Raw genomic sequence first — 11935 nt, 5'->3', positions numbered from 1 at the left:
GGCGCACCTGTACTGTGCGGGTACCGGGACCTGAACCTGAGTGCCCACCAACGCGCTTGGGTGGTTTACCGCCCTCGTCTCATGAAGGAACATCGTGACAACGACGCCTAACACTCCTGAAGAAACCACAACCGAAGCAACTACCAACGCCACACTTCCTGCGACCCACGAGTTTGGTCGTATTGACGAAAACGGCAATGTCTACGTGCGTGACGGTCAGGAGGAACGCCTTATCGGCGGATACCCCGACGATGTTCCCGAAGACCCCTTCGCCATGTACGTGCGCCGCTTCGAGGATCTGAAGGCCACCATTAAGCTCTTCGAAGATCGTCTCGCCACCCTCACCCCGAAGGACATTGACCAGACCCTCGCGACAATCCGTGAAGCTGTGCGCGAACCTGCAGCCCTCGGTGACCTTGAGGGACTGCGTGCCCGTGTTGACGAGCTTGCAACCCGCGCAGAAGAACGCAAGGAAGCCGCTCGTGAAGAGCGAAAGGCCGCGAAGGAAGCTGCCCTCGCCGCTCGTACCGCTGTTGTTGAGAAGGCTGAAGCCATCATCGCTCAAGCACCTGAGCGCATTCACTGGAAGCAATCTGGCCAGACCATGCGTGACCTGCTCGATGAATGGAAGAGCCTGCAACGTTCGGGCCCGCGCCTGGAAAAGTCCGTGGAGGATGAACTGTGGAAGCGCTTCTCAAGCGCACGCACTCAGTTCGACCGTAACCGCCGCCAGTTCTTCGCAGCCCTGGACAAAGCACAGGCTGAGGCGCGCTCTATCAAGGAAGCAATTATTGCTGAGGCTGAAGCGCTGCAGTCCTCAACCGACTGGGGAGCAACCACCGCTGCCTACCGCGCCCTGATGGACCGCTGGAAGGCCGCTCCTCGCACCACCCGCAAGGATGATGACGCACTGTGGGCGCGCTTCCGTGCCGCCCAGCAGGTCTTCTTCGACGCTCGCCGCGCAAAGGACGAGGCAACTGACGAGGAATACCGCGCGAACCTTGAGGCGAAGGAAGCCCTTCTTGTCGAGGCTGAGGCTCTGCTGCCCGTCACTGATCTTGAAGCAGTCAAGCCCCTGTTGCATAACATCCAGGATCGCTGGGATGAGATCGGGTTTGTTCCCTCCGCTGAACGAGGCCGTGTCGAGGCACGTATGCGAGCTGTTGAAGATGCTGTGCGTGAGGCAGAAGAGAAGGAATGGCAGCGTTCCAACCCGGAGACCCGCGCCCGTGCCGAAGGCATGCTTGGACAGCTTGAAGATCAGCTCGCTCAGCTTGAGGCCGATCTGAAGGCCGCTGAAGAAGCCGGTAACGCTAAGCGTGCTAAGGACCTTGCCGAGGCTCTGGCCACCAAGAAGGCGTGGCTGGAACAGATTCGATCCACGATGGCCTGACATGCGTCTGCACGTTATTCCGACACCTTTTTATGCCGCGAATTGCGTGATTATCGTCCCGGACGGGTCAACGACCGCTTGTGTCGTTGACCCGTCCGCGGGCGTTATCGACACAATCGCACGAATCCTCGCAGACGAGGAACGCACCGTCGGCGCCGTCTTATGCACGCACGGACACGCTGACCACGTGTGGGAAGCTGCTGCTGCGGCCTCGTTAAATGAGGACGATAGCCAGGTCCCGGTCTATATTCCCGGACCAGACCGTTACCGCATGGATGATCCGCTGGCGCACACTCCCGCTCCGCCCCAAATCACGGCGATGCTGGGGGAGTGGCGCAAACCTGAGGACTTGAGAGATTTTCCTGCGGGGTCGGTGGAGCTCCTTGATGGGCTCTGGATGAAGATGGTGCCCGCACCCGGCCACACCGAAGGATCAGCAGTATTCATTGGCCACTGCGACATTACTGTTGTGGTTGATGGTCGTGAGGTGACCTCATCAACAACGCCGGTTCCATGGGCACTGTCAGGCGATGTCATTTTCGCCGGTTCAGTGGGGCGCACGGACTTGCCGGGTGGGGACGAGACGCAGATGCGTCACAGTCTGCGCACGATTTCCAATGCTTTGGACCCACAAACCTTCATGATTCCTGGCCACGGCCCGGTGACGACTTTGGCTGAGGAAATCGCTACGAATCCCTACCTTTCGCGGGCGCGCCAAATTGGCTGACGCTGAGCGAGAGTAGTCCACAGACAAACGTTTGCTACAGGCGGGCGGAGGAACGCCACATGCTGGTGTTTTTCCTGCCCGCCGTGTGGCATGAAAGAATAGAACAATGGCACGTACATCTCTTTCTGGATTCCCTGAATGGCTGCCCGAAGGGCGCATTGTCGAACAGTTCGTCCTCGACCACCTGCGTCATGTTTTCGAATTGCACGGGTTTGCCGGGATTGAGACCCGCGCCGTGGAAACACTTGAACAGCTTGAATCAAAGGGCGAGACCTCCAAGGAGATCTACGTACTTGACCGCCTTCAGGCTATGAAAGAGGCAGAAGCTGGGCGACGCTCATCGAAGGAACGTCGTATGGGCTTGCACTTTGACTTGACGGTGCCTTTCGCCCGTTACGTGATCGAGAATGCCAATGAGCTCGATTTTCCGTTTAAGCGTTACCAGATCCAGAAGGTCTGGCGTGGCGAGCGCCCTCAGGATGGTCGTTTCCGCGAGTTCACGCAGGCCGATATTGACGTGGTTGGCATGGGCGAGCTGCCTTTCCACTACGAGGTCGAACTGCCTTTGGTCATGGCTGAAGCCCTCTCGACGCTTCCCATTCCACGGGTAACGGTGCTGGTGAACAACCGTAAGGTCGTCCAGGGCGTGTGCGAAGCTCTGGGCGTCACCGATGTTGAGGCTGCGCTGCGTGGCCTGGATAAACTCGACAAGATTGGGCCTGAGGGCGTTGCCGCAGAACTGGCAGGCAATGGCATCACCGCTGAGCAGACTGCAACGCTGCTGGCAATGGCACAGATTCGCTCAGCTTCTGCAGAGGAGATTCGACAGGGGATTGCTGGCCTTGACCTTTCTTCGGAACTGCTTGAAGAGGGCGTCGATCAGCTCTGTGCCCTGTTGGAGTCTGCTGAACTGCGCCTGCCTGGTGTGGTGGTTGCTGACCTGAAGATCGCCCGCGGTCTGGATTACTACACCGGTTCGGTCTATGAGACCGTCATGGAAGGTCACGAAGACCTTGGCTCGATCTGTTCGGGTGGCCGCTATGACTCGCTGGCAACGGATGGTAAGCGCACCTACCCGGGTGTGGGCCTGTCGATTGGGGTATCCCGTCTGGTATCGCGACTGATTTCGGCACCGGTATTGCGAGCTTCGCGTAAGGTTCCCGCCGCTGTTCTTGTTGCCGTGACTGACGAGGCCGACCGCCACCGTTCGGATGCGGTTGCCACTGCCTTGCGTGGGCGAGGTATTCCCTGCGATGTGGCACCAACAGCGGCGAAGTTTGGCAAGCAGATTAAGTTCGCTGACAAGCGGGGTATTCCTTTTGTGTGGTTCCCCGGTGCTGACGGCGAGGCCGATACTGTGAAGGATATTCGCAGCGGTGAGCAGATTGAGGCTGTCGCTGATCAGTGGATGCCCGCGCAGGAGGATTTAGCGCCTCGCGTTGAGGTGTGCTGAATAGGCGTGAGGATTCGTTGAGAGGGTGTGGGAGCCGATTTTAAGGCTCCCACCACCTTTTTAGTGCCACTGTATTCACCATGCAAGTCGTCCTAAAACGGTAAGTCCCACCGCGAGCATCGAGCCGTAGAAAGGCAACATAGACCAGCTAAACAAAGCACTTGAACGGTCCTTTGCGCGTATCTTCTGGAGGTTTTTGTGTTCCTCATAGTTAAGGGAGAATGGCCTGACCGAAGAATCGCCTGCCGCGACCAGTTCGTACAGACGATGATAGCGACGCTCCGTTGCAAGGCATCCCGTATCCATGTATGCAAATATTAGGGTTGCTGTGATACCAAGTAAGGCTACGTTGACGGTGGATGTTGTGAGCGCGTAGCCATAGGAGGCTGTCACTACAGGTAGGAGCCATCCCTTGATATTGGCTGAAGTACGAGCCATTCGGTCAATAATGCCTTGAATGAAAACTAGATGCTGTCTTCGATCTTCTGGCGAGACAACATGGAAAGAACCAAGTGAGGGTGCATGAACTACAACATCATTCTCACGATGGTTTTCTTCTCACACAGTAGCGGACGTTGACGCAGGTATGAGAGCTTGAGTGTCCTTTTGGAGGGAAATGGCTTCCGGCTCGTGCGTAATTTTGTTCATGCGTAAAAATTACCTTATTGGAGAGCTTCTGCCGTCATTTCGATACGCCCTGACTCTAGCCGTAAAGGTGTTCGCATACTCTAAGAACTCAGGGGACGCTAAGGTATTTTCCTGCGCTAATCGCATCTTTGCCGTGTACGCTCGAAGTGATGACCACTTCACTTTCCGCCCTCCGCCACCTCCGGCAGGCCCTTGCTCATACCTCCTTTGAGCTTGCCACTGACGCCTCCGTTGCTGGTGCCGCAGCGTCTGCGCGCGCATTGCGTATTCTTGACGATCACGTTCTTCCTCGTCTGGAGGCCACCGACGCCCCCTTACTGTGTGTGATCGGCGGCTCGACCGGCTCAGGCAAATCCACGCTGTTGAACTCGCTGGTGGGAGAGAATCTCTCAACCTCATCTGTCGTCCGTCCGACAACCCGCCATCCCGTGCTGGCACATCGGCCCGAGGACACGGAGTGGTTCATGAACTCAACGATCCTGTCGGCATTGCCGCGAATGGCGCGTAGCGGGCCGCCCGCCCCTCACGAGGCCGGCACACCCGCTCACCTTGAGCTGCGTCCCACCGACACTCTGCCGGAAGGATTGGCAATCCTTGATGCGCCCGACGTGGATTCCGTTGTTGACGAAAACCGCGCACTGGCACGTCAGATGCTCGATGCCGCAGACCTGTGGGTGTTTGTGACTACTGCAGCGCGCTACGCCGATGCTGTTCCCTGGTCTGTGCTTGGCCCGGCAGCAGCGCGTGGCGTCCTCGTCGCGATCGTCCTCAACCGCGTCCCGCAAGGTGCAAGCGAACAAGTCTCCGCTGATCTCACCCGACTCATGGGGGCACAAGGACTGACAAAAGCTCCACTTTTCGTCATCGAGGAACAGCAGTTGGAAGATGCTCGGCTCACTGAAGGGGAGGTGGCTCCTGTCCTCGACTGGCTGAAAGAACAGGCCGCTGATGCTCAGACCCGTGCTGAGGTTGCCCAACGCGCGGTAGCTGCCTCAGTTGCTCAAGTTCTCCACTCCGCGCAAGAGGTGCGTGTCGCTGAAGAAGCTGAAGAGGCGTTGCGGGCACGCGGACACCAGCTACTCGATCATGAGGTTGACACCACTCTTCTTCGCCTGACAGAAGCCACTGCAGATGGCACACTTTTGCGGGGCGAGGTCGTTGCCCGCTGGCAGGAAATCGTTGGTGCCGCGGACTTTACACGATCTTTGACACGTACCGTCGCTGCCGTCCGAGATCGTATTACGAGTTATTTGACCGGTAAGCCCGCGCCTGTCGCACCCGTTGAGGATGCACTTGAAGCCGGATTAACGACCCTCATTGAAGATGAGCTCATGCGTTTACGCGAGGATGCTGAGGGCGCATGGAAGTCTGACCAATGGCTCGCACGGCTCCTTCCGACGGCCACCTCTGCTCCGAATGCTCGCGACTTAGCAGCCGACCTTACGCATCAGTGGCAGGCTGAGCTGTTGGAGATTGTCCGCACGCAGGGAGCGTCAAAACGCACGGGGGCACGCATTATGGCCATTGGTGTGAATGTGGTCGCCGTTGCGCTCATGATTGTCATCTTCGCCTCTACCGGCGGTATTACCGGCATGGAGCTTGGCGTAGCGGGTGCCAGTGCGGCAGTCTCACAAAAGCTTCTTGAAGCGGTATTCGGTGATCAAGCTGTTCGCACGATGACGAAACGCGCTCAGGAACTCCTACGTGAGCATCTTGCCGAAGCGTGCGAGCAGATGGTGGTAGGCATTCGCGACACCATGGCACAACAAACCACTGACAATCGTGAGGCCCTCCAGACATCCAAGACTGCATCACTCACGGTTGAGAGCGCTTTGAAAGAGGTCATGCAATGACGCAACGCCGCTCCTCTCGCCCCGCCCATGCACTAGAGCTGCCCGCCGGAGCACTTCGCACCCGAGTCACCTCGCTGAGCGATCTATTGTACGCCCTGGAAGAGGATCTCTCGCCCGAAAAAATGGCAGCAACCAAGGCTGTTATGCAACGCGTGAGCACACGCGATAGCCTCGATCCTTTTAGTGTGATTGTGGCTCTTGTCGGGGCTACGGGATCTGGAAAGTCAAGTATTTTCAACGCTGTTGCGGGCGCTCAGTTGGCAGCTACCGACGTTATCCGGCCGACTACCCGTCTGCCACTAGCGGCCGTGGCCCCGATTGACGAGGACGATGCTGCAACGCCAGGTGAACGCGAAGGCGCCGGCATCGGAGCCTTGTTGGATTGGGCTGGGGTAACTCAACGTGTCGAAATCCCAGAACCGGGCCGACTACCCGCCGGCGTGTGCCTCATTGATGTGCCTGACATTGACTCGGTGGACCGCTCGAATGGGGAACTTGCCCGTCGACTGCACGAACGCGTCGACATTGTTGTGTGGGTGGTTGACCCACAAAAATATGCTGACGCCATTATTCATAACGAGTGGATTGCTCCGATGGCGGCGCGTGCACAATCAGTGATAGTGGTTCTCAATCAGGTGGATCGCCTGACAGTTGACGAACGCGAGACTGTTCGCGCAAGCCTGACCAGGTTACTGCAAGAGGATGGATTAGAGACTCCCACCATTGTTGAGACATCGGCACTCACCGGGGAAGGCATCGCAGAGCTTGTCGCACAGCTAGGGGAGCGGGCGCAGCGCGTTCGAGACGACGCTGTCACTCTACATGCTGATCTTGATGCCCTGCGTGCACAGTTACGCCAGGAACTTGACCTGGGGCATGGCACGCCTGGAAAGAACGGTGCTGCGGGAGCCTGGCAGCCAACCCAGCAAGGAAAGGACGTCCACGAGGCATTGGGTTTGGCTCTTGCTGAGTCAGAGGCAGTTGACGGTGTGGCAAAGGCCGTGCGGGCGGCCTATCGTCATCGTCAGGTGAAGACATGTGGTTGGCTTCCTCTGCGCTGGCTGGGCAGCCTACGGATTGACCCGCTCAAGCGCCTTCATCTTTCGGGAGACGGACGCCAAGCGTCCATGACCCACGTCGACCTGTCACGACTGATGGGGCCCTCAGGTGTGTCTGTTGCTTTGCGGCACTCGGTGGAGGGCTTTGCGCAAGGCCGTCCAGAGCAGTGGGCGCAGCGTATTCGCCGTATTGCCCGTGACCGAGCTGAGAGTCTGACAGATGCCTTGCAGCGAGGTATTGCCCGCACTGATCTGGGCATGGCAGCTACCCCAAGCTGGTGGAAGGCCGCTGACTTGCTTCAATGGTTAGCGTGGCTGGTGGCCATCATCGGCGGAGGATGGCTGGCCGTTATTCACCTGGTGAAGCACTTCCTTCTGGTGGATATTGGCGCACCTCAGTGGGGGATAGTTCCAGTGCCGACATGGTTACTTGCTGGCGGGATCGCCGTGTCCCTCATCATTGCCACAGCGGCTGGCATTGCAGGGCGCATCGGTGCCAAACGCCGCGGTGCCCTTGCACGAGGCCGCCTGCAACGTAGTGTTGCTGAAGTCGCGAAGGACCACATTGGCGAGCCCCTGATGGCTGAACATGCGCGCCAGGTGGCAGTTGTTGAGGCATTGGTGGGGGAGTAGGTCGGCCGCTAACGTAACCTGAAGACACTTTGAAAGTCGTGCAGGAAATAAAGGGCAAGACCATGGTGAAAAAGATGGCCTCCAAGCAAGGACGCGCAGGTACCCCCGCCTTGCGAGTATTGGAAGAGAGCGGCGTTGAGTTCGATCTCTTTGAGTACGAGCATTCGCGCATCATGGAGCGCGGCTATGCCCTCGATACTGCGCGCGTGTTGGGGGTTGATCCTCAGGCTGTGTTCAAAACCCTCATGGTTGAAGCTGACGGAAAACCTGCTGTCGGGATCGTCCAGGCAGACCGCCTGTTGAATCTCAAGCAGATTGCCCGTGCTCTGGGGGCTAAACATGCGCAGATGATGGATCCAGCCAAAGCTGAGCGCCTCACCGGTTACGTTACAGGTGGTATCTCTCCCCTTGGGCAACGCACCCCGGCGCGAACGGTCATTGACGCTGATGCTGAGTTACGCGACTACCTCGTCATTTCGGGTGGGAAGCGGACGCTATCAATCCGACTCGCTCCCGCTGACCTAGCTGATCTCACGAAGGCAATTTTTGCGCCCATTGGGGAGCCTCGTTCCTGAAGGGAGGAGAAAACCTGGCCCCCAAGGAGCAACACACTAGAACTCGAACTTCGTGACGGTGCACTGCCCAGGGGCGAAATCTTGTGGTGTTACAACAACTACTGCCTGGTGGACAACCAATAGAAGCTGAGCGTGAGGTGTCGTTGCACTGAACACCGTATAAACCCCGCTGGGGAGGACCTGGATACGGAGCTGTTGAGCGCTGATTCCTGCGCGTTCGTGGAGGCGCACGCCCTGCATGATCGTGCGGTGGATGACGGGTATGGGCCATCCCATGAGTCCGCGGAGGAACTCTTTTTGAGGGCGGTTCACATTCATATTGCTCGTCACCATGAGCCCTCCTGGGACGAGGGCCCGCATCCTGGCGCGCGTGAGGTGGACGTAGATAGTGTCGGGCAGGTATTCGCGCAGGCCGGAGTCCTCCACAACATCAAGCATGCGACCCTTAAGAACCGTGGCGAGGTTGAGCAGCGTGCCGCGTGGCGTAAAGAGGCTGTGGCACTGAAGTTCAATACGTTCTGCTAGGCCCATCCGGGCGGCGAGCTCTTCAGCAGCTTTTAAGGCAACTGGATCTTGGTCGAGAAGGATTAAGCGCGGACAATGCCCGTAGTCGTCATACAGCTGCCGCATCGCTTCGAGAACAGGTAGCGCTGTCCCGCAACCGACGCTGAGCATTGTCATCGTGTCAAGAGCGTGCCCGTTGTGGTGGCGTTGGCGCAGGTGGTCGGTGATGAGTGCGTTGACTGCGTCTTTGCGTTCGCGAATGCCGAGGCTATCACTGCAGTAGCGGACGATGTGGCGGAAACCTTCTGTGATGGGCTCATCAAGGAAAGCTTGGGCGTCGGTGAGGTGACGGGGCGGGGCAGTTGAGTCAGTGGCAGCGTTGGAAGCTGCGGTGGTGCTGTCTGTGGTGGAGGCGTCAGCGGGGGAAAGGAGTGCTGTAACACTGGTGCCGGTGATATTGCCTGCGGCGGTGAAAGGTGCGTAGAGGTTGGCGCCTGTGAGTGGTCCTCCCATGCCTGCATACTGGCCGGCGTTTCTGGTGTCATCTGCAATGCAGTGGAGGTCGTGCGCTGCTGCGATTGTCAGGAGGGCCAGGGCACGCCCGCATTGTCCAAGCTAGGGGGATGCGGCAATGCCGGTGTAGAGGATCCGGTTGCGTTCAGCGTCAAGCTGGGTTTTAAGAGTGCGACGACTGTGGCGGATGAGGGGGAGCTTTGCAAGGGCGCGTGAAAGACGAGGACGTTCGCTGCTCCAGTGGATAAGGGGGTAGAGCGGGTTTTGGCGCAGAATACTCGCGCGGGCTTGTCTGAATGTGTGACCGCGCGCGGCAAGGTCAGCATAGACCTCGCCAATTGCTTCAGGATTACGGTAGGCAAGATCAGGTGGGACATCCGCAATGCTGATGTCGAGGCTTTTTGTGCGGACATCCTCTATTTCGGCAAGAAGCCTCCTGGCGCTGCCGGTGTCGCACGCGATAAGGCGCAGTTCTGCACATGCGGTGTTCATGAATATTGCCCCTTACCTAGAGTGGAAAGAAACTGCTTGGGATAATTCCCGCTTCACCAAGGAATAGTGCTTAATACTTAAGGCGTCTTTGTGTGGGGTTCTGGGCGTGAGATCAGGCGGATGTGGGGGAGCATGTTGTAGATGTCAGCGTTGGCTGGGTTTCGTCGTGTTGATCCGCTGGCTGCTGTTGCTCTCCCAAACGCGACCACGGGATAATGAGCCAGAATCTAAGGAAGGGGAGTGGCGATGAATCTCTTTGACGAAATGCCAGGTGGTCAGGGAAAAGAGTATTCGGCGCCTCCCCACATGAGTGCTTCGATACAGGGAACTTCTGCGCGCCGACCCTCGCCGTCCTCGTCGCGCTCAACTTCTCGAAAGCGCGGCGGCTACGTTCCCAGCGCTGAGCAACTGATGGCACGCGAGTTCGTGGCCGTTGACTTTGAAACGGCAAATCGACAAGGAGGCGTATCGGCATGTCAGATCGCCCTGGTGAAAGTCTACGACGGGCGCATTGTTGACCGTTTCGTTAGCTACCTGCTCCCTCCGCACGGATTCCAACGTTTTGAGTTCACCTATCTGCATGGGATTTCTTTTGCAGATGTTCAACGTGCGCCGTCGTGGGATGGCATCGGGGGAGTGGTGGGTGATTTCATCGGCGCGCTGCCGGTCTATGCGCATAATGCGGCTTTCGATGCCCGGGTGTGGAGAGAACTCGACGCGTATTACCAGGTCAATACCTATCCGCGCAGCTTCCATTGCAGCTACCGCCTGGCCGCCCGTGTGATGCCCGGATTAGAAAACCACAAACTGCCAACCGTTGCCCGCGCCTGCGTGCCAGAGTATCGCCTGAATCATCACCGGGCCGATTCCGATGCCGAGGCCTGCGCGTTGATTGTCGCCTCTCTGCAAAGACCAGAGATCGCCGCACAGTTGCTGTGAGGTGCGTGGAAGGGGCGGAGATAACAATGGAACGAGTAATCGCAGAGTACTGGCAGCACCTGCAGGACGATTTTGCGGTTGCGCACCCACAGAAAAAGTTCTTCAACGATTACGATGAGACGCTGCCGTACCTTCAGAAACTGGAGGAGTTCCTCACGGCAGAACACGCGAAACATCCGACGGATGTGGATGTCGCCTGCTACTTGGCTTCAGCGCGTTTAGCATGTCGCTTCGATGAAGAGCACTGCATTAAGTTGCTTGAGTCGTTCGTGTCCGACAATGACGCTGTTCTCAGTGATGGCGATCGGGCGCGCATTTTCACGAATCTGGGCTTCTATGCCGATGACGACCAGCGGCGCAAACACTACCTTCACGAGGTGGCTGATGTGGGTTCTCCATTCGTACAGACCTATAAGGGCCTAGGTTTGGCCTACTTTTCCTCGTGCGTTGACGGCGGGGTGTCGGAGGATATTACACAGAGCATCCACGCTTTTGAGCGTGCAATGACCATCTGTGGTGACTATGAGTACGCCTTCGGCTATGCGGTTGCGCTGTTTCAGGGTAAGCGCTTCGCTGAGGCTGTCGAGGTGTTTGAGGGACTGCTCGCCGCCCATCCAGATAGACCACGGCTCGTGTTGGCACTTGCCTACTGCCAGATCTATCTGGGAAATAGGGAGCTTGCACTCGACTACCTCAACAGGGTTCACGAGGGCGAAGCTGAGCCTAACCAGCTGAACTCTGACGATGTTGATGCGATCGAGATCATCAACGCCCACTACGTCCTCGAAGAGTACGAGCACTTTGTAGATGCCTGCGACGAGGTGCTGGAGGAGTACTCTTACAGCGACTGGGATCATTACTTCTACGCGCTCTGGGTGACGGGGCGAACTGAGCGCTTTGAACGCACCGTGCAGGCATGCCGTGATGAGATCCTGCAGGCCATTGCCGAGGCTCAGAAGGATGAAGACTTCGAGGACGAGGCCGAGCGGCAGGAGTACATCAATAGCTGCACAGCCGACTTGCAGGCTCTGGAGGCCAGGGTGCGGCGAATCCAGGAGGAACAGTCCGCACCTGTCCTTGACCTCACGCTCTACCCCGAGTACAGCTGTTTCCTCATCGACTGCGTCCGGCACACGCTCTAGCGCGC

General features: G+C 57.9%; 11 protein-coding genes. 8 read left to right on the top strand and 3 right to left on the bottom strand.

Annotated elements, in window-relative coordinates; all coding sequences use genetic code 11:
• The first annotated feature begins 94 nt into the window (after window positions 1–94).
• The 3 genes from EII11_RS00935 (at window position 95) to hisS (ending at window position 3573) form a co-directional block, all read left to right on the top strand.
• The gene (locus EII11_RS00935) at window positions 95–1393 is read left to right on the top strand and encodes a DUF349 domain-containing protein (protein ID WP_124867662.1); all 1299 of its coding nucleotides are present in this window, start codon (window positions 95–97) and stop codon (window positions 1391–1393) included.
• Between the two features lies 1 nt (window position 1394).
• Entirely contained in the window at window positions 1395–2120 is a 726-nt protein-coding gene (locus tag EII11_RS00930) for an MBL fold metallo-hydrolase (RefSeq protein ID WP_124867660.1), read from the top strand.
• Window positions 2121–2226: 106 nt separating this feature from the next.
• The gene (hisS, locus tag EII11_RS00925; RefSeq protein ID WP_124867658.1) at window positions 2227–3573 is read left to right on the top strand and encodes a histidine--tRNA ligase; all 1347 of its coding nucleotides are present in this window, start codon (window positions 2227–2229) and stop codon (window positions 3571–3573) included.
• Window positions 3574–3648: 75 nt separating this feature from the next.
• On the opposite strand, the gene EII11_RS10435 is transcribed toward hisS, so the two are convergent.
• A complete protein-coding gene (locus tag EII11_RS10435) occupies window positions 3649–4011 on the bottom strand; it encodes a hypothetical protein (RefSeq protein WP_165867015.1) in 363 nt (120 codons plus the stop codon).
• Between the two features lie 359 nt (window positions 4012–4370).
• On the opposite strand from EII11_RS10435, the gene EII11_RS00920 reads away from it, so the two are divergent.
• The 3 genes from EII11_RS00920 to ybaK all read left to right on the top strand — a co-directional run bounded on the left by EII11_RS00920 (window position 4371) and on the right by ybaK (window position 8340).
• Window positions 4371–6074 (top strand): dynamin family protein, encoded by a 1704-nt coding sequence (locus EII11_RS00920; RefSeq protein ID WP_124867656.1) that lies wholly within the window; start codon window positions 4371–4373, stop codon window positions 6072–6074.
• Entirely contained in the window at window positions 6071–7765 is a 1695-nt protein-coding gene (locus EII11_RS00915) for a GTPase (RefSeq protein WP_124867654.1), read from the top strand. The genes EII11_RS00920 and EII11_RS00915 overlap by 4 nt, the downstream gene beginning before the upstream one ends.
• Before the next feature lie 62 nt (window positions 7766–7827).
• Window positions 7828–8340: a Cys-tRNA(Pro) deacylase gene (gene ybaK / locus EII11_RS00910; RefSeq protein WP_240622997.1), complete on the top strand. Its 513-nt coding sequence runs from the start codon at window positions 7828–7830 to the stop codon at window positions 8338–8340.
• Window positions 8341–8376: 36 nt separating this feature from the next.
• Here ybaK and EII11_RS00905 read toward each other — a convergent pair whose 3' ends face one another.
• Both EII11_RS00905 and EII11_RS00900 read right to left on the bottom strand, forming a co-directional pair.
• Window positions 8377–9357 carry a class I SAM-dependent methyltransferase family protein gene (locus EII11_RS00905; RefSeq protein WP_124867650.1) on the bottom strand — a complete coding sequence of 327 codons (981 nt, stop codon included), beginning with the start codon at window positions 9355–9357 and terminating at the stop codon, window positions 8377–8379.
• A gap of 102 nt (window positions 9358–9459) precedes the next feature.
• Window positions 9460–9849, bottom strand: coding sequence for a hypothetical protein (locus EII11_RS00900; RefSeq protein ID WP_124867648.1), 390 nt, complete (start codon window positions 9847–9849; stop codon window positions 9460–9462).
• 246 nt (window positions 9850–10095) lie between these two features.
• Between EII11_RS00900 and EII11_RS00895 the strand changes: the two genes are divergently transcribed.
• The gene (locus EII11_RS00895; protein ID WP_240623022.1) at window positions 10096–10788 is read left to right on the top strand and encodes an exonuclease domain-containing protein; all 693 of its coding nucleotides are present in this window, start codon (window positions 10096–10098) and stop codon (window positions 10786–10788) included.
• Between the two features lie 26 nt (window positions 10789–10814).
• Complete coding sequence (locus EII11_RS00890) at window positions 10815–11930, top strand: tetratricopeptide repeat protein (RefSeq protein WP_124867646.1); 1116 nt, start codon at window positions 10815–10817, stop codon at window positions 11928–11930.
• Window positions 11931–11935: the final 5 nt, after the last annotated feature.

Origin of the sequence: Schaalia canis (assembly GCF_003858455.1) — a bacterium.
Lineage (GTDB): Bacteria > Actinomycetota > Actinomycetes > Actinomycetales > Actinomycetaceae > Pauljensenia > Pauljensenia canis.
Note: the sequence above shows the minus strand (reverse complement) of the source record. Positions and strands in the feature narration are given on the sequence as shown.

Bases quoted from the DNA above. Each gene is read 5' to 3' on its own strand.
- EII11_RS00930 (WP_124867660.1), top strand. From the start codon at position 1,395: ATGCGTCTGCACGTTATTCCGACACCTTTTTATGCCGCGAATTGCGTG.
- hisS (WP_124867658.1), top strand. From the start codon at position 2,227: ATGGCACGTACATCTCTTTCTGGATTCCCTGAATGGCTGCCCGAAGGG.
- EII11_RS10435 (WP_165867015.1), bottom strand. From the start codon at position 4,011: ATGGCTCGTACTTCAGCCAATATCAAGGGATGGCTCCTACCTGTAGTG.
- EII11_RS00920 (WP_124867656.1), top strand. From the start codon at position 4,371: ATGACCACTTCACTTTCCGCCCTCCGCCACCTCCGGCAGGCCCTTGCT.
- EII11_RS00915 (WP_124867654.1), top strand. From the start codon at position 6,071: ATGACGCAACGCCGCTCCTCTCGCCCCGCCCATGCACTAGAGCTGCCC.
- ybaK (WP_240622997.1), top strand. From the start codon at position 7,828: ATGGTGAAAAAGATGGCCTCCAAGCAAGGACGCGCAGGTACCCCCGCC.
- EII11_RS00905 (WP_124867650.1), bottom strand. From the start codon at position 9,357: ATGGGAGGACCACTCACAGGCGCCAACCTCTACGCACCTTTCACCGCC.
- EII11_RS00900 (WP_124867648.1), bottom strand. From the start codon at position 9,849: ATGAACACCGCATGTGCAGAACTGCGCCTTATCGCGTGCGACACCGGC.
- EII11_RS00895 (WP_240623022.1), top strand. From the start codon at position 10,096: ATGAATCTCTTTGACGAAATGCCAGGTGGTCAGGGAAAAGAGTATTCG.
- EII11_RS00890 (WP_124867646.1), top strand. From the start codon at position 10,815: ATGGAACGAGTAATCGCAGAGTACTGGCAGCACCTGCAGGACGATTTT.